This is a genomic window from Bradyrhizobium sp. P5_C12, assembly GCF_054049735.1.
The window spans coordinates 12768-36334 of record NZ_JBFULU010000006.1; the positions used below are offsets into that span (position 1 = coordinate 12768).

At 66.3% G+C, this 23567-nt stretch carries 19 protein-coding genes; 14 read left to right on the forward strand and 5 right to left on the reverse strand.

Annotation, left to right across the window (positions count from 1 at the left end; all coding sequences use genetic code 11):
• Positions 1 to 11: 11 nt before the first annotated feature.
• On the reverse strand, positions 12 to 1184 hold the full coding sequence (locus ACXJMY_RS07080) for an MFS transporter (RefSeq protein ID WP_456618594.1): 1173 nt from the start codon (positions 1182 to 1184) through the stop codon (positions 12 to 14).
• A 184-nt stretch (positions 1185 to 1368) separates the two neighbouring features.
• Between ACXJMY_RS07080 and thrS the strand changes: the two genes are divergently transcribed.
• The 3 genes from thrS to ACXJMY_RS07095 all read left to right on the forward strand — a co-directional run bounded on the left by thrS (position 1369) and on the right by ACXJMY_RS07095 (position 5403).
• Positions 1369 to 3423 carry a threonine--tRNA ligase gene (gene thrS, locus ACXJMY_RS07085; protein WP_456618595.1) on the forward strand — a complete coding sequence of 685 codons (2055 nt, stop codon included), beginning with the start codon at positions 1369 to 1371 and terminating at the stop codon, positions 3421 to 3423.
• A 93-nt stretch (positions 3424 to 3516) separates the two neighbouring features.
• On the forward strand, positions 3517 to 4080 hold the full coding sequence (locus tag ACXJMY_RS07090) for a nitroreductase family protein (RefSeq protein WP_456618596.1): 564 nt from the start codon (positions 3517 to 3519) through the stop codon (positions 4078 to 4080).
• Between the two features lie 63 nt (positions 4081 to 4143).
• Positions 4144 to 5403: a serine hydrolase domain-containing protein gene (locus ACXJMY_RS07095; RefSeq protein WP_456618597.1), complete on the forward strand. Its 1260-nt coding sequence runs from the start codon at positions 4144 to 4146 to the stop codon at positions 5401 to 5403.
• Here the strand turns inward: ACXJMY_RS07095 and ACXJMY_RS07100 are convergent.
• Complete coding sequence (locus ACXJMY_RS07100; protein WP_456618598.1) at positions 5389 to 7851, reverse strand: putative bifunctional diguanylate cyclase/phosphodiesterase; 2463 nt, start codon at positions 7849 to 7851, stop codon at positions 5389 to 5391. The two genes, ACXJMY_RS07095 and ACXJMY_RS07100, sit on opposite strands and share 15 nt — an antisense overlap.
• Positions 7852 to 8991: 1140 nt before the next feature.
• Entirely contained in the window at positions 8992 to 9624 is a 633-nt protein-coding gene (locus ACXJMY_RS07105; RefSeq protein WP_456618599.1) for a PadR family transcriptional regulator, read from the reverse strand.
• Between the two features lie 159 nt (positions 9625 to 9783).
• Between ACXJMY_RS07105 and ACXJMY_RS07110 the strand changes: the two genes are divergently transcribed.
• The 9 genes from ACXJMY_RS07110 to ACXJMY_RS07150 all read left to right on the forward strand — a co-directional run bounded on the left by ACXJMY_RS07110 (position 9784) and on the right by ACXJMY_RS07150 (position 20604).
• Positions 9784 to 10461, forward strand: coding sequence for a GntR family transcriptional regulator (locus ACXJMY_RS07110; protein WP_456618600.1), 678 nt, complete (start codon positions 9784 to 9786; stop codon positions 10459 to 10461).
• Entirely contained in the window at positions 10458 to 11720 is a 1263-nt protein-coding gene (locus ACXJMY_RS07115) for a dicarboxylate/amino acid:cation symporter (protein WP_456618601.1), read from the forward strand. The genes ACXJMY_RS07110 and ACXJMY_RS07115 overlap by 4 nt, the downstream gene beginning before the upstream one ends.
• The gene (locus tag ACXJMY_RS07120) at positions 11720 to 12772 is read left to right on the forward strand and encodes a GntG family PLP-dependent aldolase (RefSeq protein ID WP_456618602.1); all 1053 of its coding nucleotides are present in this window, start codon (positions 11720 to 11722) and stop codon (positions 12770 to 12772) included. The genes ACXJMY_RS07115 and ACXJMY_RS07120 overlap by 1 nt, the downstream gene beginning before the upstream one ends.
• A 45-nt stretch (positions 12773 to 12817) precedes the next feature.
• Positions 12818 to 13192, forward strand: a complete 375-nt coding sequence (locus tag ACXJMY_RS07125; RefSeq protein ID WP_456618603.1) for an MmcQ/YjbR family DNA-binding protein — start codon at positions 12818 to 12820, stop codon at positions 13190 to 13192.
• Positions 13193 to 13290: 98 nt separating this feature from the next.
• Positions 13291 to 14679, forward strand: a complete 1389-nt coding sequence (locus tag ACXJMY_RS07130) for an SWIM zinc finger family protein (protein ID WP_456618604.1) — start codon at positions 13291 to 13293, stop codon at positions 14677 to 14679.
• Entirely contained in the window at positions 14672 to 16102 is a 1431-nt protein-coding gene (locus tag ACXJMY_RS07135; RefSeq protein ID WP_456618605.1) for a DUF5691 domain-containing protein, read from the forward strand. Before ACXJMY_RS07130 ends, ACXJMY_RS07135 begins: the two co-directional genes overlap by 8 nt.
• Positions 16099 to 17175: an ATP-binding protein gene (locus ACXJMY_RS07140; protein ID WP_456618606.1), complete on the forward strand. Its 1077-nt coding sequence runs from the start codon at positions 16099 to 16101 to the stop codon at positions 17173 to 17175. Before ACXJMY_RS07135 ends, ACXJMY_RS07140 begins: the two co-directional genes overlap by 4 nt.
• A gap of 16 nt (positions 17176 to 17191) precedes the next feature.
• Positions 17192 to 19417: a DUF5682 family protein gene (locus ACXJMY_RS07145; RefSeq protein ID WP_456618607.1), complete on the forward strand. Its 2226-nt coding sequence runs from the start codon at positions 17192 to 17194 to the stop codon at positions 19415 to 19417.
• Positions 19414 to 20604, forward strand: coding sequence for a VWA domain-containing protein (locus ACXJMY_RS07150; RefSeq protein ID WP_456618608.1), 1191 nt, complete (start codon positions 19414 to 19416; stop codon positions 20602 to 20604). The genes ACXJMY_RS07145 and ACXJMY_RS07150 overlap by 4 nt, the downstream gene beginning before the upstream one ends.
• A gap of 6 nt (positions 20605 to 20610) precedes the next feature.
• Here the strand turns inward: ACXJMY_RS07150 and ACXJMY_RS07155 are convergent, their stop codons facing one another.
• Positions 20611 to 21504, reverse strand: coding sequence for a LysR family transcriptional regulator (locus ACXJMY_RS07155; RefSeq protein WP_456618609.1), 894 nt, complete (start codon positions 21502 to 21504; stop codon positions 20611 to 20613).
• 178 nt (positions 21505 to 21682) lie between these two features.
• On the opposite strand from ACXJMY_RS07155, the gene ACXJMY_RS07160 reads away from it, so the two are divergent.
• On the forward strand, positions 21683 to 22330 hold the full coding sequence (locus ACXJMY_RS07160; RefSeq protein ID WP_456618610.1) for a VOC family protein: 648 nt from the start codon (positions 21683 to 21685) through the stop codon (positions 22328 to 22330).
• A gap of 139 nt (positions 22331 to 22469) precedes the next feature.
• Here ACXJMY_RS07160 and ACXJMY_RS07165 read toward each other — a convergent pair whose 3' ends face one another.
• Positions 22470 to 22970 (reverse strand): MarR family winged helix-turn-helix transcriptional regulator, encoded by a 501-nt coding sequence (locus tag ACXJMY_RS07165; protein ID WP_456618611.1) that lies wholly within the window; start codon positions 22968 to 22970, stop codon positions 22470 to 22472.
• Between the two features lie 118 nt (positions 22971 to 23088).
• Between ACXJMY_RS07165 and ACXJMY_RS07170 the strand changes: the two genes are divergently transcribed.
• Positions 23089 to 23490: an Ohr family peroxiredoxin gene (locus ACXJMY_RS07170; RefSeq protein ID WP_456618612.1), complete on the forward strand. Its 402-nt coding sequence runs from the start codon at positions 23089 to 23091 to the stop codon at positions 23488 to 23490.
• Positions 23491 to 23567 lie beyond the last annotated feature (77 nt).

Consider the following 23567-nt stretch of genomic DNA (forward strand, 5'->3'; position numbering starts at 1 on the left):
AAACGCTGCCTTCAGGCCGGAGCGGCAGCAGCCGGCCGCGGCCGGGTCGACATGACCAGGACCAGCGCCACAATGACGAAGCCGACCGCCACGAAGCCGAGCGTGTGCAGCAGTTCGCGGGCGAACAGCAGCCCGCCGACGGCGGAGCCGACAGCCTGGCCGATATAGAGGACGGACGTGTTGAGCGCGACGGTCGCCGATGCAAGCGGCGGCGCGGCCGCGACCAGCCGCACCTGCTGCATCGAATTGGTCGAGGCAAAACCCAATCCCCAGATCGCGACCGCGAACGCCATCAGAACGAGGGTGCCGGCGCTCAGCGCCCACCCCGTGATGCCCGCCAGCAGCAGGCAGGTGAACAGCAGCGAGGTCCGGTAGGGCCCCCTTGTATCGACAATGCGCGTTGCGATGACGACGCCGAGGAAGCCGCAGACGCCATAGATGCCGAACACCAGGCCGATCGCATCCGGGCTCGCCTCGGTCAGCTTCTTGAGCAGCGGGCCCATGAAGGTGAACACCACGAACTGTCCGGACATTTGCAGCATGGTGATCGCAAGCAGGAGCAGAATCGTTCTGCTGCGGCCGACCGCCGCCCAGGTCTTCAAATCCACCGGCGTGCCCTTCAACCCGCCAGGCAGGCGCATCAGCAGCAACAGGAAGCTGACACAGCCGAGCGCGCCGATCTCGCCATAGGCCGCGCGCCAGCCGTAGCGGCTGGCGATGAAGGTGATCAGCGGAAGACCCACGGCGGCAGCCAACGACCAGCCGAGAAAGATATAGGCGATCGTGCTGCCGCGCCGCTCGACCGGCACGATCAGCGCCGCGGTGCCGGCGGCCTGCGGCGTGTAGAGCGCACCGACCGCAAGCATCGCGAGGCGGATGACGAGGAGGCTCGTGTAGTCGGGTGCGAACGCCGAAGCCAGATTGCCGGCGGCAAGCACGGCGAGCGTCGTTGCGAGCAAGGTCCGCCGCTCGATGCGGCTGGTCAGCCACGCCGTCAGCGGCGAGCCGATGCACAGCGTGATCGCGCCGAACGTGATCAGGAGCGCGGCCGCATGGATGCTGATCCCAAGCCCCGCCGACAATTCCGGCAGCATCCCTGCCGGCGCCAGCACCGAGCAGCCGGTGACGAAATTTCCGAGCATCAGGGCGGTTGGCACGAAACGGCCGGCGCGGGCACTTTCCATGCAGGTGCATGTAGAGGAGACTCCCGGCCTGTTAAAGGGCCTCTGCGAAATAGTTGGTGCGCGACGGCGGCTTTACGGCCGATTTTCTTGGAATTGCCGGATTGCACAGGCCGAATCGCCTGATATATCGCTCGTTCCCGCTTACCTGCGCTCGTTCGCAGGAGTGAGCCTCAGGAGAAAAGCAATGACCGACCAGCCCAAGGACCAACCCAAGTCCGAATCCGGCTTCCAATACAGCCTCAGCAATTTGAGACCCGTGACCCCGCCGGAAAAGATCACCCTCACCTTCCCCGATGGCGCCCGGCGCGAATACGCCAAGAGCATCACTGGCCTTGAGATCGCCAAGGGCATCTCGCCGTCGCTGGCCAAGCGCACGGTGGCGATGGCGCTCGACGGCGAACTCGCCGACCTCAACGATCCGATCGAGGCCGACGCCAAGATCGAGCTGGTCAACCGCGACGATCCGCGCGCGCTCGAATTGATCCGCCACGACTGCGCGCACGTGCTGGCCGAGGCCGTGCAGTCGCTGTGGCCGGGCACCCAGGTCACGATCGGCCCGGTGATCGAGAACGGCTTCTATTACGACTTCTTCCGCAACGAGCCGTTCACACCGGACGACTTTGCCGCGATCGAGAAAAAGATGCGCGAGATCATCGCGCGCGACAAATCCTTCACGAAAGAGGTTTGGGATCGCGAAAAGACCAAGCAGGTGTTCCGCGACAAGGGCGAGGCGTTCAAGGTCGAGCTGGTCGACGCCATTCCCGGCACCGAGCCGATCAAGATCTACTACCAGGGCGACTGGTTCGATCTGTGCCGCGGCCCGCACATGACCTCGACCGGCAAGGTCGGCAACGCCTTCAAACTGATGAAGGTGGCCGGCGCCTATTGGCGCGGTGATTCCAACAACCCGATGCTGACCCGCATCTACGGCACCGCCTTCGCCAAGCAGGAGGACCTCGACGGCTACCTCAAGCAGATCGAGGAAGCCGAAAAGCGCGACCATCGCAAGCTCGGACGCGAGCTCGACCTCTTCCACTTCCAGGAGGAAGGCCCGGGCGTGGTGTTCTGGCACGCCAAGGGCTGGACCATCTTCCAGCAGCTCATCGCCTATATGCGGCGGCGCCTGACTGGCGACTACAGCGAGGTCAACGCGCCGCAGATCCTCGACAAGTCGTTGTGGGAGACCTCGGGCCATTGGGGCTGGTACCGCGAAAACATGTTCGCGGCGCAGTCGGCAGGCGACGAGGCCGAGGACAAGCGCTGGTTCGCGCTGAAGCCGATGAACTGCCCCGGCCACGTGCAGATCTTCAAGCACGGCCTGAAGAGCTACCGCGACCTGCCGTTGCGGCTCGCCGAATTCGGCGTGGTGCATCGCTACGAGCCGTCGGGCGCCATGCATGGCCTGATGCGCGTGCGCGGCTTCACCCAGGACGACGCGCATGTCTTCTGCACCGAGGATCAGCTTGCGGACGAGTGCCTCAAGATCAACGATCTCATCCTGTCGACCTATGCCGATTTCGGCTTCACCGGCGATCTCACCGTCAAGCTGTCGACCCGACCGGACAAGCGCGTCGGCACGGACGAGATGTGGGATCACGCCGAGCGCGTGATGGCGACGGTGCTGCGCGAGATCCAGTCGCAGAACAACCACATCAAGACCGAGATCAATCCGGGCGAAGGCGCCTTCTACGGGCCGAAGTTCGAATACGTGCTGCGCGACGCCATCGGCCGCGACTGGCAGTGCGGCACCACGCAGGTCGACTTCAACCTGCCGGAGCGGTTCGGCGCGTTCTACATCGATCATGACGGATCGAAGAAACCGCCGGTCATGGTGCACCGCGCGATCTGCGGTTCGATGGAGCGCTATATCGGCATCCTGATCGAGCACTATGCCGGCAACTTCCCGCTCTGGCTCTCGCCGGTGCAGGCGGTGGTCACGACCATCACCTCGGAAGGCGACGAGTACGCCAAGCAGGTCATGGAAGCCGCACGGCGTGCCGGTCTGCGGGTCGAGATCGACCTGCGCAACGAAAAGATCAACTACAAGGTCCGCGAGCACTCGCTGGCCAAGATTCCGGCGCTGCTCGTGGTCGGCAAGAAGGAGGCCGAGACGCATTCGGTCTCCGTCCGCCGCCTCGGCAGCGACGGGCAGAAGGTGATGCCGACGGCCGAGGCAATCGCCGCCCTGGTCGAGGAAGCAACCCCGCCGGACGTCGTGCGGGCACGGGGCGCGGCCTGACCTCTGAAATCGGTCTAAACTCGCTTTCGGTTGCGGGCGTGCATTCCTATGTGAGGACTGCACGCCCGACGACCAGCCGAAGAGGATACCGCAGTGCCCGACGCCATTGAACTCCTGAAGACCCGCCGCTCGGTCAAGCCGCGCGAGATGACCGGGCCCGGCCCTTCGGCGGCCGAGCTCGAGACGATCCTCACCATCGGCGCGCGCGTGCCGGATCACGGCAAGCTCACGCCCTGGCGCTTCATCATTTTCGAAGGCGATGCGCGCCAGCGCGCCGGCGAGGTGATTGCGAAGGTGTTTGCCCGGAAGAATCCGGGCGCACCGGCGGCCGATATCGAGACCGAGCGGAAACGGCTCACCGATGCCCCGCTGGTGATCGGCGTGGTCAGCTTCACCAGGCCGCATCCGAAGGTACCGGCCTTCGAGCAGGAACTGTCCGCGGGCGCCAGCGCCATGAACATCGTCACGGCCGCGACCGCGCTCGGCTACGGCGCCTGCTGGCTCACCGGCTGGTTCTCCTTCGATCGCGACGTGCTGGACGGGTTTGGCCTCAAGCCGGACGAAAAGCTCGCCGGCCTCGTTCACATCGGCACGCCGACCAAGCCGAGCGAGGATCGTCCGCGACCGTTCCTTTCGGAAATCGTGACGCGATTTTAATCGATGGCTTGTTGACGCCTCGAACGTCTTGCGGCTTTGATCCCGGCCAGGGAGGAAGCCCGGATGAGACGTCGCGAATTTCTGGTCGGGGCCGCGCTGTTGGCCGGCACGATGGCGCGAGGCCGTGCCGCCGACATCCCCGCGCCGTCGCCCGACGGACTCGAGCGCATCACCGCATATTTTGACAACGAGGTGACGAGCGGCCGGCTGCCGGGCGCGGTGATCCTGGTGCAGCAGCACGGCAAGCCGGTCTACTTCAAGACCTTCGGCGTACGCGACACCAGGACCGGCCTCGCGATGACGCCGGATACGATCTTCGCCATCCACTCGATGACCAAGCCGATCACGTGCCTTGGCGCGATGATGCTGATCGACGAGGGCAAGCTCGCGCTCACCGATCCCGTGTCGAAATACATTCCCCTCTTTGCCGACACCAAGGTGGGCGTGGAGCCGGACGGCAACTCAAAGCTCGAACTCGAGCCGCCGATCCGTCCCGTCAACATCGAGGATCTGCTGCGGCACACGTCGGGCATCAGCTACGACTATATCGGCGCCCCCTGGGTCATGCAGGTCTACACCGCCGCCAATATTTTCGAGGGGCCCTTCAACAACAGACAATTCGCCGACCGCATCGCCAAGCTGCCGCTGACGCGTCAGCCCGGGACGCTGTGGCGCTACGGCCATTCCACCGACGTGCTCGGCGCCGTCATCGAGATCATCTCGGGGCAGACGCTGTACGAATTCCTCAAGCAACGCATTCTCGATCCGCTCGGGATGAGCAGCACCAAATTCGTGCTGAAGACGCCCGAAGAGCGCGCACGGATGGCACGGCCGCTGCCGAACGACCCGATCCTGCTCGCCGGCGAGCGCGACCGTCTCGACCATCCCGAATGGGAGTCCGGCGGCGGCGGGCTACTCTCGACCATCACCGATTATCAGCGTTTCTCGCAGATGCTGCTCAATGGCGGCAAGTTCGAGGGCAAGCGTTACCTCAGCCCCGCCGCGTTCAAGGCCATGACGACCGATCAAATCGGGCCCGGCTCCGGCGTCGGACGCGATTATTTCTATTTTCCGGGCGACGGCTTCGGCTATGGCTACGGCATCGGTGTGCGGACCGATCCCGGCAACGCGAAACCGCCGCCGCCCGGCTCGATCGGCGAGTTGAAATGGGACAGTGGCAGCGGCACCTATTTCGGCGTCGATCCCAAGCTCGACATGGTCTACATCATGATGCAGCAGACCCAGAACGAGCGCAGCCGCATCACGCCCGCCTTCAGGGCGCTGGTCTACGACACCTTCCCGCCCGCGCTACGCCGCCCGTGAGGCACGCTGGCCGAAATCGGCAAGCAACTTGGCGATCTCGGCGGCGGGCCGCGCCGCGCTGAACAGAAAACCCTGCACTTCGTTGCAGCCTTCGGCGCGCAGCCAGTCGAGCTGATCCTCGGTCTCGACGCCCTCCGCGGTCGTGGTGATGTTGAGGCTGCGCCCGAGCCCCGAGATCGCGCGCACGATCGCGACGCAATCGGGCCGCTGCGCCAGGTCCTTGACGAAGGAGCGGTCGATCTTGATCTTGTCGAAGGGGAAGCTGCGCAGATAGCTCAGGCTGGAATAGCCGGTGCCGAAATCATCCATGGAGATGCTGACGCCAAGCTCGCGCAACTGATGCAATATCGCGAGATTGGCATCGGTCTCGGCCAGGAAGATCGACTCGGTGATCTCCAGCTCGAGCCGCCTGGGTGACAGGCCCGACTGCGCCAGCGCCGAGATCACGACCTGGACCAGGTTGCGGCTGCGGAACTGTGCGGGTGACAGATTGACCGCGACCTTGACGTCGGCCGGCCATTTGATTGCTTCGGCGCAGGCTTCGCGCAACACCCACTCGCCGAGCTGGGAGATCAAGCCGATGTCCTCGGCGACCGGGATGAATTCCGCCGGCGAGATCATGCCCTTGTCGGGGTGATGCCAGCGCAGCAGCGACTCGAAGCCGGAGATGCGGTCGGACGCGATCGACACCAGCGGCTGGTAGTGCAACTCGAACTCGCCATTGGCGAAGGCGCGGCGCAGATCGAGCTCCATGTCGCGCCGCTTCTGCGCCTGGAGGTCCATCTCGCGCTCGAAGAAATGGTGCACGCCGCCACCGTCCGACTTCGCCCGATACAGCGCCATGTCGGCGTTGCGCATCAATTCCTCCGACGTCACGCCGTCGCCCGGCGACAGCGCGATACCGATGCTGGCGCCGATCACCATCTCCTGGCCATCGAGGTCATAGGGCGCTCTCAGCATGTCGATCAGCAAGGTCGCGCAGGCACTGGCCTCGTTCGGCGAAACGTCGGCCGCGAGGATCACGGCGAATTCGTCGCCGCCGAGACGCGCCCCAAGATTGGCGCCGCGGACGGCGGTGGTCAGGCGTTCGGCGACTTGCTTCAGCAGACGGTCGCCCGCCGGATGCCCGAAGGAATCATTGATGTTCTTGAACAGGTCGAGATCGATATAGAGCACGCCGACCCGCTTGCCTCCGGCCTGGGCGAGCGTCTGTTTCAGACGTTCCTGGAAATATTCGCGGTTCGGAAGGTCGGTGAGCCCGTCATGGTGAGCCATGTGGGCGATCCGCGCCTCGGCCTTGCGCCGCTCGGTGATGTCGACCACCGCGACCAGGTAACCGTCGCGATCGTCGAAGGCAACGCGGCGGCCGAAAGTGAGCACCTCGATCTCGCTGCCGTCGGCGCGCAGATGCCGCCAGTTGCGCGAGGAGTGATAGGTTTCGCCGATGCGTTCGAGCGCCTCGGCGTGGCTGTCCCATTCGTCCTGCGGCCAGATCTCGTGCAACGTCATGCGCAGGAAGGCGGCGCGGCTGTAACCGTAATGCTGGACCGCGGCGTCGTTGACGCTGAGGAATTCCTTGGTTTGTGCGTCGAACACCCACATCGGCATCGGGTTGTTGTCGAACAACAGGCGGAACGAGGCGTCGCGCCGTTTCAGCGCGGTGACGTCCGAGATAGTCAGCGAGACCACGTCGGCGAAGGCGGTGGCGCTAAGCCGGAGATTCCGCCCCTCGCTTTCGATCTCGAGCTGTTCGCCGCGACCGCCGGAAACAGCCTTGAGCAGAAACTTGATGATGTCGGGCGAGGCGAGCAAATTGTCCCCCTCGCCGATCCGGCGCCATTGCAGGCCCGCGCTGCCGGCCCTCAGCAGCAATGCTGCACTCTTGTTGTGGTGCACGACCTGAAGATCAAACGGCCGTCCATTGGCGTCGCGCAGCGTCGCCAGCGAGACGACCGCATCGTCGGTCGAGGAAAAGATTGCGTCCAGCAGATTGTATTGCGTACCGCGCTCGTTGACGTAAGCGCCGACCAGCGTGGCGCCCCAGCGCGAGGCGGTCGGCAGCGCCAGCAGATCGTAGGTCCTGACCATGCCGTCGCGCACGCAATGCGCGCTGGCATGATGCGGCCGCCCGTTCGCGAGCGCGCTCGCCGCTGCTTCCGACAGCGCCGTGGCGCAATCGGGCGGCAGCTCCGCCAAAGGAATGTCCCAGCGCTCCTCGCCGAGCCATTTCTGCACGTAACGTCCGCTGCGCGACAGCTCGAGCGCGCCATCGCCCTTGAGCAGCGCGATGTGGTCGGCGAGCCGTCCGAGGCTGCCGAGCATGACGTCCTCGTAGCGCGGCAGCCGTTCGCCCGGCTTCAACGCGGCACGCCATTTGCGCTGAAGCACCGGTATGTCGTCGAACATTTCGGTGGCCGGTTTTCCCGGCGCTTTCTTCGCGGCACTCATTGCAGTCCCCAACGCACTATCCCGCCGCATCCAACGCAGGCCCGCTTAATGGCTTGTAAAGAACGTGCAGGCGCGGGTTTCCATCAGTGATTATGACAGTTTTAAGTCGGGCGTTGGTTAGCGCGCGTTAGAGACTATGACGGTTGTGTTCGAGGTGAGCGTTGCCACCCCCTCACTGTCGTCCTGGCGAAAGCCAGGACCCATAATCACCGAAGTTCGTTGTTGCGAACGCTTTGGCCACATCGTGCTTCGACAACGCCGACCGGGGTAATGAGTCCTGGCTTTCGCCAGGACGACGATGGAGGAGCATTGTGCGTACCTGCTTCAACACCGTCATTGCAGACACAGCCTCGCATCCTCGCGGCTTGCYTCGCCCGAGYTYTGCRTCGTCGCCTCACCCTCGCAAATGAAAGAGGGCGCAGGGAAGACCGGGAGCCGGCTGGCTCCTATTGATCCGCTATGCGCAAGGTAGATTGCGCTACGATGCACAGCGGGAAACAGGGCAACCGGAGACATCCCGGCCTTTCCCTGCGCAGTGGTTGGAACGGCTTATGTCGCGCTCTCCCCGGGGAGCGATGCACTATTGCCCCCGTCGCCCTGCGGATGGCTGATGCGYGYGCYCGGTYGGGCAGCRCACATCACCACAGGACTTGGCGCACAGACCCCGGGCGCCAGGACGACACGATTTGGCCGTACGCCGATCACACCGGTCGTGTGCGCGATGGTTTCGCTCACGGTTGCCCGCCCTGCGAAGCTTTTCGCGCCGATGTGACCCACGTCCACCGCCGCCCGGCCCGCGTGTCGTGACGATCGCGATACGCCCCTCTTCCTCGGGCCGGAGTGCGCGCACTATCCGCCAATTCCGAATTTCGGTAAAGCGGAATTTTTTTGCCACCGCGCATTGACCTACGGCTCGGGTGTTTTGCCCGACGGGCAACGCAAGGGATTGTAGCCCGGATGGAGCGCAGCGTAATCCGGGATTCGCGCCAGCGGACACAGCGGTCCCGGATTACGCTGCGCTCCATCCGGGCTACGGGAGATAGACCGTCCTCTCACTTCACCTTCAGCGACAGCTCCGTGCCGCCCTTGAGCGGCAGCGTCATCGAGACGAAGCCGATCATTCATTTCCTTTGCAGTCCGTCACTTCCCGAGAATTTCCGCTGCGGCGCGGTCCAGGATCGCAGCGATACGGCGCGCTTCGGCGGAATCGCAGCCGTGCTTGCTGCGCAGCGCGCGCTTGAGATTGTGGCGAGCCCGGTGCAGTTCGTCGGAGGCATCCGCGTCGAGATCGCCGATTCCGGCAAAGGCCTCGCGCACCTCGTCCATGCGGCGCCCGATCCGCGACAGCGCCTGAAGGATCGCGTCCGCGGTCGCACGCTGCTCGGCGAGATGCGCCTCGCCCTGCGGGGTGATGCTGTAGAGCTTGCGGCCGCCATCCTGTTCGACGCTGCTGTGGCCGACCTCTTCCAGATAGGTGAGTGCCGGATAGATCACGCCGGGGCTCGGCGTGTAAAAGCCGTCCGAACGCTCCTCGATGATCTTGATCAGCTCGTAGCCATGCGCCGGATTCTCGGCGAGCAGCGCCAGGATCACGAGCTGGAGGTCCTGCGAGGACAGCCGCCGCGCGCCCGGAAAATCACCGCCACCGCCGCGCCCGAAAAAGCCATGCCCGCCGCGGCCGAAGCGATGCCCGCCATGACGGCCCATGGCGAATGCGAAACGGAATTCCCGGTCGTCTCTGCCGTGTCGATTGTGATGCTTGTCTCGAAACATATCGTACGTCTCCTCTTTAGATATATCGTAAGATATATTTTCCGATGAGAAGCGCAAGCCACGAGACCGTGATTGCTGCTCGCGACCTCAGTTGGGCGACGAAATCAGGTCGATAGCTTGACATCCCGCTGATATGTCGCTGGTATGTCAGTTATGCCCATGGCCTCCCTCGACCGCGACCGCGCCTATGCCCTGCTCCGCGACCTCGTCATCTCCGGCGAGTTCGCCCCCGACGAACCGCTCTCCGAACGCAGCCTGTCGACCAGGCTGGCGCTCGGGCGCACGCCGGTCCGCGAGGCGTTGAGGGCGCTCGCCAAGGACGGCCTGCTCACCATTCATCCGATGCGCGGCACCTTCGTGCGGCAAATGTCGTTCGACGATCTGCGCGAAATTCACGAATTGCGGCTCGCGCTCGAAGGCATGGCGGCCTATCTCGCCGCAACGCGGGGCCCGACCGAGCCGCTGCGACATTGCGCGGAAGAGCTGCGCAGGATCTCCGCGGCCACGACCCTCGATGTCGAAGAGGCGCAGCAGGTCGGCTGGGCCTTCCACGACGAACTGTTCCGCGCCACCGGCAACGGCCGGCTGGCGCAGGCCTACGACAATCTGCGCGCCCAGAGCGGCCTCGCCCTTCAGAAGATGCGGCAATACAGCGTCGAGCGCACGCGCCAGGCGGTCAGCGAGCATCTCGACATCTACGCGGCCGTCGAAGCCCACGACCCCGATACCGCGCAGCAGCGCATGTGGCGGCATCTCGCGTCCGCCTTCGAGGCGCGCCTCACGGCGCTCGGCGCCATTCGCACGCAATATCCCGGACAAGGAGACCATCACGCATGATCTGGCGATTGATCCGGCTGCCGTTCGCGCTGCCGCTCGTGTTTCAGATGCTGATCGGGCTCGGCTTCGGCCTTTGCGCCGGATTGCTCTGGCCCGATTTCGGCGCAAGCCTGCGCCCGATCGGCACCGCCTTCGTCGAAGCGGTGAAGATGATCGTCATTCCCGTCGTCTTCGCCTCCGTCACGCTCGGCATCTACCGGATGGGCAGCGAGCTGAAAGTTCTCGGGCGCGTCGCCGCGATCAGCCTCGGCTATTTCTACCTCGCCACCGTGATCTCGATCCTGATCGGCCTGCTGCTCAACGCCGCCTTCCATCCCGGCGCCGGCGCCCCGCTGGCTGCAACCGGCAAGCTGCCGCAGAATCTTGCGGTGTCGGTCGACTGGATCAAGTTCTTCATGGACATGATCCCCTCCAACATCGTCGCGGCGATGGCCGAGCAGAAGATTTTGCCGACGCTCGTCTTCGCCATTCTCTTTGGTCTGGCACTGGCCTCGGTCGGCAAGGTCGGCGAACCCATGATCGCCGTGCTCGAGGCGGTGATCGCGGCGATGTTCAAGATCACCAGATGGATCACCAACCTCGCGCCGATCGCCATCTTCGCGGTGATGGCGTGGCTGTTCGCAACCCAAGGCCTCGCCACCGTGATCGCGCTCGCAAAGCTCGTCGGCGTGATGTATCTCGGCCTCGCGATCATGGTCCTGATCTTCTGGCTGATGCTGCTCGCGATTGGCGAGAAGCCGCTTGCCGTCACCAAGGCAGTGATGGAGCCGATGATCCTGGCCTTCTCCACCCGCTCCTCGGAGGTGACGCTGCCGCTGCACATGGAGAAGCTGCGGGCGATGGGGACATCCGAGCGCATCGTCTCGGTGGTGCTGCCGCTTGGCTATGCCTTCAACCGCGACGGCGCCATCATGTATTTCGCGCTCGCCGTCACCTTCCTCGCCGAGGCCTATGGCGTGCCGCTGACCTGGTCGACGCTGTTCACCATCGTGATGGTCACGACCATCGCGAGCAAGGGCAGCGCCAATGTTCCCTCCGGCGGGCTTGTCGCCATCGCCATGGTGCTGTCGGCGATCGGGCTGCCGATCGAGGCGCTGGCGGTCATTGCCGGCGTCGACGCCTTCCTCGACATGGGCCGCACCGCGATCAACGTGTTCGGCAACACGGTTGCGGTGAAGCTGGTCGAGCGGTTTGCCGGCGACGTCGTGGCGGATGAGGCCGAGCCGGCCGCAGCCGGCCTGCAAATGCAGGACGCCTGATGGCCGCGCAGGACAGCCGCAGCGACGGCATCGTCGATTTGCGCAGCGACACCGTCACGCTTCCGACGGCGGCGATGCTGGAGCGCATGCAGCGCGCTCCGCTCGGCGACGACGGCCGCGAGGGCGATCCCACCGTTCGCGAGCTCGAAGCACGCAGTGCCGCGTTGACGGGCAAGGAGGCAGCCCTGTTCGTGCCGAGCGGCACCATGGGCAATCTGCTGGCGATGTTCGTCCATGCCGAGCCCGGCGCGATCATCCTCGCCGATGGCGGAGCGCATCTCCTCAACTCGGAGATCGGCAGCGTCACCCGGATCGCTGGACTGGTGCCGGCGCCGGTGCCGGGCCACCAAGGCGCGATGGATGAAGCCGCGCTCGAAGCGACAATCCGGGCCTCCAGCGCTTCCGGCCGGCCCGGCCTGATTGCGATGGAGACGACGCATAACGGGGCCGGCGGCGCCGTATTGCCACTCTCGCACATGGCGCGGATCCATGCGCTCGGGCGGGCCAACGGAATCCCCGTGCATCTCGACGGCGCACGCCTGTTCAATGCATCCGTCGCGCTCGGCGTGCCGGCGGCACGCATCGCCCAGCATGCCGACAGCGCGATGTTCTGCGTGTCCAAGGGCCTGAGCGCGCCGGTCGGCAGCCTGCTCTGCGGCTCCAGCGATATCATCGCGAAGGCGCGCGGCTTGCGCAAGTTCATCGGCGGCACCATGCGCCAGGCCGGTGTCGTCGCGGCCGCGGGCCTCGTGGCGCTTGAGACGATGATCGAACGGTTGCGAGACGATCATGCGCGGGCGAAGCGGCTCGCCGCCGCGCTGACCTGGCTCGACCCGGCGCTCGCCGAGCCCGATCACGTGCAAACCAACATCCTGCGCCTCGACGTCTCGGCAAGCCCGCGCGACGCCGCCGCATGGGCCGACGGCATGAAGCAGCGCGGCATTCTGGTGCAGGCGAGCGGCCCGGCGCAGCTCCGGCTCGTCACCCATCGTCACATCGACGACGTGGCGGTCGATCGCACCATCGCCGCCTTCGCCGCGCTCGGTCGCTAGGGCGCGGGCGTTGCAAGCTCCGCGCGCCGTGCTATCGCTCGCGCCATGACGCCAAGAACCTTTGAAGCACGCTGTCTTCGTCTTCCCGCCGTCACCAAGGTGGTGCAGTGGGAGGGCACCTCCGTGTTCAAGGTCGGCGGCAAGATGTTCGCGCTCAGCGGCGGCTTCGCTGCGGGGTCGGGCGGCTACATGTTCAAGACCTCTGACATGGCCTATGCGATGCTGATCGAGCACGGCATGGCGCGGCCGGCGCCGTATCTGGCGCGCGCCAAATGGGTGCAGCTCGTCAGCAACGATGCCCTGCCCGATGCCGAGCTCGCGGGCTATCTGGCGCAGGCCCATGCGTTGGTGGTCGCAAAGCTGACGCGGAAGACCCGCAAGGAACTTGGCCTCGACTCTCCGGAGGGGCGACCGGCATAACGATCACCGCGTGCAGCCAACCGGCCACTCGCGGCGACATTGAGCTTTCATCCGTCCCCGATATACTGCCTGCTCTGGATTCGATTTGGGACATCGGCGTGGCGATTGATCTGAAGGCGGTCGAGCAACTCGCTACCGATCAATCCTCGCTCAAGGCGGCCGCCGGGCTTGCCAAGCCTGCCAAATGGTCCGGGGTCGGCGGAAGCCGGGACGGCGCTCTGATTTGGGGTGAATGCGCGGGTTCCGGCGCGAATCCCTACCGGGTGATGGCCGACCTCCGCGACCTCGGCAACAAGTGCACCTGTCCGTCGCGCAAATTTCCCTGCAAGCACGTGCTCGGCCTGTTGTGGCTGAACGCGGAAGCGATCGTGCCGTTCGCGCCCGCCGACACGCCGGCCTGGGTCAGCGATTGGCTGGGTCGCCGGCGCGGCGCATCCGCGGCGAAGCCGGCAGGCAATGCCGCACCGAGCAACGAGAAAGACTTGCGCGCCGCACGCGCCGTCGAACCGGAAACCGCCGAGGATCCGAAGGATGCGGCACGGCGGGAGGCCCAGGCAGCCAGGCGAAACGAGGAAACCGAGCGCCCCATCCTCGATGCGATGGATGCGCTCGAGCAATGGATTGGCGATCAGCTCCGCATGGGATTGTCAGGCTTCATCGACGATGCCACGGCACGATGCCGGCGGATCGCGGCGCGGCTGGTCGATGGCAAGGCCGCGGTGCTCGCCGGTCGGATCGACGAATTGCCGGCCCGTCTCCTCGCGCTTCCGGCAGGCGACCGGCCGCGCGGCGCAGTCGTCGAGCTCGGCAAGCTCGTGCTGCTCGCGCGCGCCTTCCGCGCCGCGCCGCGCGATGCCGAGACAAGGCGCGCCATCGCGACATCGGAAACCCGCGAGACGGTGCTGGCCGATCCGCAAGCGCTGCGGATCGAGGCGCGCTGGGAGGTGCTCGCCGAGCAGGTACAGACGCGCCGCGACGGGCTGGTGTCACAGACTACGTGGCTGCTCAATCTTGCCGCGGCCAGGCCGCGCTTCGCCATGCTGCTCGACTTCTTCCCTGCAAGCGCCGGACGGCGCGGCTCGGTCTTCACGCCCGGCGAGCGCTTCCACGGCGAGCTCGTCTTCTACCCGTCGCAACAGCCGCTGCGCGCCTTGCTGCTACGGCGCGACGCCGCGGAAGAGACGCCGGTTCTCAAATGGCCCGCGCCGGATGAAACGCTCTCCGACGCGTTGACGCGGCCGCTGCTGGCCGAGCCGTGGACGATCGACGTTCCCCTGCTGCTGCCACAGGGGCGGATCGCGCGCGACGACGCAGGACATGCGTGGTGGCGATCTGGCGACGGCACCGCCAAATTGCCGGTCGCCAACAACGCGGAGGGCCTGCTTTGCGGCACCGATCTCACGCGCACCGCCGCGATCTGGTCGGGCAGCCGGCTCACGATCCTTGCCGCGCAGACCCCCTGGGGACGGATCGGCAGTCATGACTGATGCGGTCAAGGCCGATACGATCTACGACGCGATGGGCGCGGTGCTGACGCGCTGGACCATGGGATCGGCGGCCGCGCCAGCAGCCTCGTTCTGGCGCGCCGAGCTTGGCGACGATCCCGCCGAGGCGGAGTTGCGGCTGCTCGCTTTGTCGGGCCAGTTCCTCGGCATCGCGGTGACGGCAGAGCCAGCCTCGGCGCTCCGCGTCCTGCCCGACATTCCCGCGCTCGCATTGCCGACATTGCCCGAGGCCCTGCGTCCGCTGGCGTGCCGCATCCTGGCGGCGAAGAGGCAGACGCAGGTCAAGACCGAACTCGTCCACTTCCTCGCGGCCCGCGGCTGGGCGATGCATCCCGCCGACTGGATGCCCGAGGCCGGCGATGATGATGTGCCCGATGTCTATGCGGCATGGCGCGACTGGGCAGAGATTGCAGCGTCCAACACCCCCGCGCGGCAGCAGACGAACGACCGGATTACCGCCGACAATTGGGAGGACTTCTGGCCGGCCGCGCGCAAAGCGACGCTGGCCGAGCTGAGGCGGCGCGATCCATCCACAGCACGCGCTGTGCTCGAGGCAAAGCTCGGCGGCGAGAATGCCGAGGCGCGATTGCGCCTGCTGTCGCTGCTGTCGGAGCGGCTGTCCGATGACGATATCCCCTTCCTCGAAGGCGTTGCGCAGGACGACCGCGCGCCCAAGGTCAAGGCGCTTGCGGCCTCACTGCTCGCACGTCTCGGCCGCGGCCCTGCGATCGGGGAGGATGCCGCCGAGCTCGCCGGCTTTTTCTCGGTGAAGACCAAGGGGCTGTTGCGCCGCTCGCGCGTCATCCAGGCCGAACCAGCCAAGACGCCGGCGCAATGGCAACGCCGCAAGGCGCTGTTCGATAGCGCCGACCTCGCGTCGTTTTCGGGCGCGCTCGGCGTGACGCAGCAGGAGCTGATTGCCGCCTGGGACTGGAACGTGGACCAGGCTGCCGATCTGGCGCTGGTCAACCTGATCGTGACGACTGGAACCGATGCGCAGGTCACGCAAGCGGCGGACATCATCAGCGAACGCGATGCGACCGGACTCGTGGTGACGCTGGCTCCGCGGCTTGCGCCTGCCGCGCGCGCAGAGCATGCCGGGGCAGCTTTGAACGCACACGGCATCCGCTTCGAACTGGCGCAGCTGATGGCGGGACCGGCGGCGCGGCTTAACAATCCGCTGTCCGCGCCTGCAGGCAAGGCGTTGCTTGCCGCGCTCCAGCGCGACGATGCAAAGCCTTCCGACCAGGCCGCAGAACTCCATGCGCTGGGCCTCATCGCCTCGCGCGAGGGCGCGCGACGATCGCTGGAACGCCTGACCGGCGCGGGCCTGGTGCAGGGCGACCCGCGCCTCGACATGCTGCGGCTCAACGCCGCTTTGGACGACAAGGGAGCGAAGCCATGAGCGAGAAACTGCGGTTGCCCGCCGAGGAGACCTATGCGGCCGAGCTGAAGGCGCTTGCCGCGGGCGATCAGCATCGCCCGCCGGGCTGGGCGCTCGCCCCACGTCAGGTCGTGACCTATCTGATGGGCGGAAAGGCAGCCGACGGCACGACGATCACGCCGAAATATGTCGGCGACAGGCGCCTGATCGAAACCGCCGTTGCGACCCTTGCGACCGATCGCGCGCTGTTGCTGCTCGGCGTGCCCGGCACGGCCAAGTCGTGGGTCTCCGAGCATCTCGCCGCGGGCATCACCGGCGACTCGACGCTCGTGATCCAGTGCACGGCGGGAACCGACGAGAACCAGATCCGCTACGGCTGGAATTACGCCCAGTTGCTCGCGCACGGGCCGAGCCGCGACGCGCTGGTTCCGACCCCGCTGATGCGCGCGATGGAAGGCGGCAAGCTCTGCCGCTTCGAGGAGCTGACGCGGATGGGCAGCGACGTGCAGGACACTCTGATCACGGTACTGTCCGAAAAGATGATGCCGGTCCCGGAACTCAACACCGCTATCTATGCGCAGCGCGGCTTCAACATCATCGCGACCGCCAACAACCGCGACAAGGGCGTCAACGAATTGTCCTCCGCGCTCAAGCGCCGCTTCAACGTCGTCGTGCTGCCGTTGCCTGACAACGCCGAGGAAGAAGTCGCGATCATCGTCAAGCGCGTCGGCGAGATGGCGCAGAACCTCGACCTGCCGGCGCCGAAGAACGTCGCCGACGAAGTGGCGCGGGTGGTCTCGATCTTCCGCGAGCTGCGCTCGGGCTCGACCGAAGATGGCAAGGTCGCCCTGAAGTCGCCGTCGGGCGGGCTATCGACGGCCGAAGCGATCGCAGTGATGATCGGCGGGATCAGCCAGGCGACTTTCTTCAACGACGGCAAGCTGACGCCGGAAACGCTCGCCAGCAACATGATCGGCGCGGTCGTGAAGGATCCGGTGCAGGATACTGCCGTGCTTGGCGAATATCTGGAGACGGTGCTGAAGAAGAAGCGCGGCTTCGAAGGCTATTATGCCTCGCTGACCGATCGGATCTGAGACAGGGACGGGCCAGATGGCAGGCCAGATCTCACTGTTCGGCATCCGGCATCACGGGCCGGGATCGGCACGGCGGCTTTTGGAGGCGCTCGACGCGCTCAAACCTGCCGCAGTGCTGATCGAGGGGCCTGCGGACGCATCGGAGCTGTTGCCGATGCTCGCCGATCCCGACATGGTGACGCCCGTGGCGCTGCTCGCTTACGCCGAGGACAATCCGGCGAACGCCAGCTTCTTTCCCTTTACCGACTATTCGCCGGAATATCAGGCCGCGTGCTGGGCGGTGCGCCACGGCGCGACCTTGCGCTTCATCGACCTGCCGGCATCGGATCGGCTGGGCGCCACTGCCGGCGACATCGCGGCGGAAAGCGCGGCAAGGTCGGAGGACGATCCGGTGAGTCGCGATCCGATCGGCGCGCTCGCGACGGCAGCCGGCTATGACGATGGCGAGTCCTGGTGGTCCGACGTCATCGAGGAGAATCCTGCGACGGGCCCGGTGTTCGCAGCCGTCGCCGACGCAATGACGGCGCTGCGCGCCGAAGCCAAGCCGCTGTCGGCGCGCGAGGCCGCGCGCGAAGCGCATATGCGGATCGAGATCGCGAAGGCGGTGAAGGAATGCGATGGCGCCGTCGCGGTCGTCTGCGGCGCCTGGCACGTGCCCGCGCTCGCCGAGCGGCGCAGCCTTGCCGCGGATCGCGAACTGCTCAAGGGCCGGCCGAAGGCGAAGATCAAGGCGACCTGGGCGCCATGGACCGCGCCGCGGCTGTCGCGCGCGAGCGGCTATGGCGCGGGCGTGGTCGCGCCCGGCTGGTGCACGCATCTCTGGGAGACGCGCGACGGCGACCGCGCAACCCTGTGGCTTGCAAAGGTGACGCGCACGCTACGCGATCGCGGCCATTTCGTCTCGACGGCCTCGGTGATCGAGGCGCAGCGGCTCGGCACCGCGCTCGCAGCGCTGCGCGACCGGCCCTCGCCCGGCTTCGAGGAGCTGCGCGAGGCGGCAATCGCCTGCCTGTGCAATGGCGAACGTGCGGTGTGGAACGATGTCGCCGCCGAACTCCTGATCGGCGCAGGCGTTGGATCTATACCGCCGGCGACGCCGCTCGCGCCGCTGCTCGAGGACCTGCAGCGCCAGCAGAAGGCGACGCGGCTCAAGCCGGAAGCGCTGGAGCGGCCGCTGACGCTCGATCTGCGCAGCGAAAGCGGGCTGATGCGCTCGACGCTGCTGCACCGGCTCAATGCGCTCGACGTGCCCTGGGGGCGGATGCTGGACGCCGGGCGCAGCCGCGGCACGTTTCGCGAGAACTGGCAGCTGCGCTGGGAGCCGGAATTCGCCGTACGGCTTGTCGAAAATCTGCTCTATGGCTCAACCATCGCGGAAGCCGCCGCCGGCCGCCTGATCGAGGCGATGGACAAGGAGGCGGAGCTCGGCGAGCTGGCGAGCCTCGTGCGTAGCGCCATGATCGCCGATCTGCCGCGCGCCACGGAACGCGGCATCGCGGCACTGGAGACGAAGGCGGCGCTCACCAGCGATGGCCACGCCCTGCTCGGCGCGCTGCCGCCGATGGCCGATATCCTGCGCTATGGCGAGGCGCGCGCCGGCACGGTCGAGCATCTTGCGGCGCTGATGCCGCGCATCGTGGTACAGGCAGCCCTTGCCCTGCCCTATGCCGCGCGCAATCTCGACGCTCCTGCAGCAGCCAAGCTGCGCGGCGCGATCCTAGCGGCCGATGCCGCGATCCAGCTCGCGCTGCTCGACACCGATGTCGTCGCCAAATGGCGCGACGCACTGACAACCCTGCTGCACGATAGCCAGGCGACCCGGCTGATCGCCGGCACCGCGGCGCGGCTGCTCTATGAGGCCGAGCTGCTCGCCGCCGATCACGCGGCGGATCTGCTGGCGCGGATGCTTTCGCCCGGCACGCCGGTCGCGGAAGCGGCCGGCTTCTTCGAAGGCTTCTTCGAGGGCGCAGGCCAGCGGCTGATCCATGATGCGGCGTTGCGCAGCGCGGTGGATGCCTGGTTGATGGCGCTGGACGAGGAGGCCTTCACCGCCAGCCTGCCACTGTTCCGTCGCGTGTTCTCGGCGCTCGACCGCACCGAGCGCAGGCGCCTGATGGATGCGTTGTTCGCGCGCAGCCCGAACGGCGCGAAGGGATACCGGCTGATCGCGGACGCGGACGCGATCTGGCCGATGCACCAGGCACGCGTGATCGAACTCCTCAGATCGGGAGCGGCGCGATGAGCGAGACCGACGAACGCGGCCGCCGCTGGACGCTTGCCCTCGGTGCCGACGCCGAAGACAGCGAGAACGGCCCTGCTCTGTCCGCCAGCGACCGCCGCATGTCCGAAGCCTTGACGGCGCTCTATGGCAACAGCGACGACGCGCCGAAGAAGGGCCGCGGCGGCCTCGGCGGCTCGGCGCCGCGCGTCGCAAAATGGCTTGGCGACATCAGGGAGTTCTTCCCCGCGCCGGTGGTGCAGGTGATCCAGAAGGACGCTTTCGAGCGCAAGGGGCTGCGCCAGATGCTGCTCGAGCCCGAATTCCTCGCAACAGTCGAAGCGGATGTAAACCTGATCGCCGATCTGGTCGCACTGCGCGGTGTGATGCCGGAGAAGACCAAGGACACCGCCCGCATCGTGATCGCCAAGGTGGTGGCCGAACTGATGGAGCGGCTCGAGCGGCGCACGGCGGACGCGGTCCGCGGCGCCTTGAACCGCTCGCTGCGCACCAATCGCCCGCGCTTTGCCGATATCGACTGGCCGCGCACCATCAAGGCTAATCTCCGCCACTACCAGGCGGAGCATCGCACCGTGGTGCCCGAACGGCTGATTGGTTTCCTGCGCCAGCAGCGTCGCATCGTCGATCTGGAGGAAGTCATCCTGTGCGTCGACCAGTCGGGATCGATGGCAACCTCCGTCGTCTATGCCTCGATCTTCGCGGCGGTGATGGCCTCGCTGCCGGTGGTCGCGACCAAGCTCGTCTGCTTCGACACCGCGATCGTAGACCTGACCGAGGAGCTCGCAGACCCCGTCGAAGTGCTGTTCGGCGTCCAGCTCGGTGGCGGCACTGACATCAACCGCGCCGTCGCCTATTGCGAGGAGCGCATCGAGCGGCCCGCGAAAGCGCACCTGATCCTGATCACCGATCTCTATGAAGGCGGCGACGCAGACGCGCTGGTCGACCGCCTGGCGCGGCTCGCAACGCGCGGCATCAACGTGATCGTGCTGCTGGCACTGACCGACACCGGCCGCCCGTCCTATAACCCCGCGCTCTCGGCAAGAGTGGCAAACCTCGGCATTCCCGTCTTCGCCTGCACGCCGGACCAGTTTCCGGACCTGATGGCAACTGCACTGAAGCGCGAGGACATTGCCGATTGGGCCGCCGATCAGGACATCAAGCTGATCCGGCCCGAAACCTCGGCGCTTTGAGTCCGGCTAGAGCCTGGCTTCGCCAAAGATGCGGCCGATCCAGTCGAGGAAGACACGCAGGCGCAACGTGAGCTGACGGTTTTGCGGATAGAGCGCCGACAACGGCGTCGGCGACGGCGGATGGTCCGGCAGCACCTCGACCAGCGCACCGCTGGCGAGATCGTCCGCAAAGCGATAGCGCGGCGCCTGAACCAGGCCGAAGCCGAGTCGCGCGAGGTCGGCCATGGTGTCGGAATTGTTCACCCTGATCCGGCTCGGCAGCACGATCTCGCGCAAGGCACCATCGACAGAAAACTCCAGCGGCAGCACGTCGCCGGTCCGCGACGAGATGAAGCCGACCATCTGGTGGCCGTCGAGCGCATCCGGCGTTGCCGGCGTGCCGTGTTTTGCCAGATAGGCCGGGCTTGCCACGGTGATCTCGGCGATCGTGCCGAGGCGGCGCTGGATCATGCCGCTGTCCTCGGGCTGGCCGGCGCGGATGACGCAGTCGACGCCCTCGCGCACGAGATCGACCAGGCGGTCGCCCTGCCCGATCTGCAACTCCAGCAGCGGATGGCGCGCCAGGAATTCCGGCAGCTTGGGCAAGATGAAGGTGCGCGTCAGCAGCGGGTGCGCATCGACGCGCAGCAGGCCGCGCGGCTGCGCATCGCGCATCGCGGCCTCCGCCTCCTCGACCTCCGACAGAATCGCGACGCAGCGCCGATAATATTCCTCGCCGTCGAGCGTCGGGGTGACGTGCCGCGTGGTGCGCTCGAGCAGGCGCACGCCGAGATGCGCCTCGAGGCTCCGCAAGACCTCGCTCGCCGTCGAACGCGGCAGTCCCAGATCGGCCGCGGCGGCGGTAAAGCTGCGCCTTTCGACGAGACGGACGAACAGGCGCATGGTGTCGAAACGATCCATGCCGATTGTTCAACATAGCCGACAGGTGATGGCAAGTGCGGCCGAATGATCCGCGCCGCGCGATCGGTTGTTTGGTGGACAGCGTGTATTTGGCCGTGGATCGCGCTAACCTAAATCCGTGTCGATCCGAAATGCACGCCCGCGCGGATGCCTTGCTGCGGGAACAATGGAGAGAGCCATGACCGAAGCCCCTCACGTCGACTTCAAGTTCGAGATCGCCGTTATCCCCGTCTCCGACGTCGATCGCGCCAAGGCGTTCTACACCAGGCTCGGCTGGCGGCTCGACGCCGACTTTGCCGCGGGCGACGACTGGCGCGTGATCCAGTTCACACCGCCCGGCTCGAACGCCTCGGTGATCTTCGGCAGGAACGTCACGCCCGCGGCGCCGGGCTCGGCGCAGGGGCTGTACCTGATCGTGTCCGACGTCGTGGCTGCTCGCGATGCGCTGTTGGCGCGCGGCGTCGAGGTCGGCGACATCTTCCACGGCGGCGACGTGCACAGCGGCACGGACACGCCGTATATCTCCGGACGGCGGCGCGAATGGGGTCTCGATCCCGCGCGCGGCAGCTACCGCTCATTCGCCTCGTTCAGCGATCCCGACGGCAATGGCTGGCTGCTCCAGGAGATCACGAGCCGCCTGCCCGGACGCGTCGACGCGGACACGACGTTCAACTCGCCGCGCGATCTCGCGGCGGCGCTGCGACGTGCGGCCGCCGCCCATGGCGAGCACGAGAAGCGGACCGGCGGCAAACACGACGACAACTGGCCGGACTGGTACGCCGACTACATCGTCAAGGAGCAGGCCGGCGAAGCGCTGCCGGTGTGAGCGGCGGCTCCGCGGCCGACGAAGCAGCCTCTCCACAACGTGGTGACATGATCATCACCGGCGCGCCGATCCGGCGCGCTTGCGTCGGAAGCGGTCTCGCTTCCGGCCTTTTATCCGGAACGAGCGCCGCGCGTTTCGCTCACCGCTTGTTCTCGCCGTCGCCCTGCGTCGCGCGCAGCAGATTGTCGCGCAGCCGGCTCACGGTCTTCTGCACCACCGGAAAATCATCGCCGAGTCCGGTTGCCTCGATCACGGACCCGCCGAGATCCTGCTCGATCAGCTTTCGCCCCGCCGGCGTCAGGCTCACCCGCACCTGACGCTCGTCGGCGGGATCGCGCTGACGCTTGATGTAGCCGGTCTGCTCCAGCTTCTTCAGGATCGGCGTCAGCGTGTTGGATTCCAGGAACAGCTTTTCGCCGAGCACGCTGACGGTCTGCTCGTCTTCCTCCGACAGCGCGACCATGGCGATGTACTGGGTGTAGGTCAGCCCGACCTTGTCCAGCAGCGGCTTGTAGGCCCGGCCGAAGGCGAGATTGGCCGAATAGACCGCAAAGCACAGGAAATTCGACAGTTTTCGGCCCTGGCCGGCGGCTTTGGGGGGACGGGACACAGGAACCTCCGCAATTCGTGATCTCGCCATCCATATAACTCGTATGCGATTAAATCGGAAGAGCTTGACCGGGCCGGGCGGCAGGGTTATTTCACATCGTATCCGATTAGATCGGACGCGATCAAAATCCAGCCCGAAAGGACACGCCATGTCATCCGCCGCAAAAGTTCTCTTCACTGGCAAGACCCACGTCACCGCCGGCCACGACGGCGCCGCGCGCTCACGGGACGGCCAGCTCGACATCAAGCTGCCGCAGCCGCACCCGGCCGCCGAAAACCTGTTCGCCGCCGCCTGGTCGGCCTGCTACCTCGGCGCAATCGGCCTCGCCGCCGCCCAGCGCAAGGTCAAGCTGCCGAGCGAGCCATCGGTCGACACCGCAATCGACCTGAACAATGCCGGCGGCTCCTTCTTCCTCCGCGCCCGTCTCGACGTCAGCGTTCCCGGCGTCGATCGCGCCGTCGCGCAGGAGCTGATCGAGGCCGCGCATGGCATCTGCCCCTACTCCAAGGCCGTTCACGGCAACATCGAAGTGACCACCACGCTGGTCTGAAGCGCCTCACCCCGACGCGGACCGGCCGGTTATCGGCCGGGCCCGCGCGGTGCCGACCATCACGCGACCACAAGGAG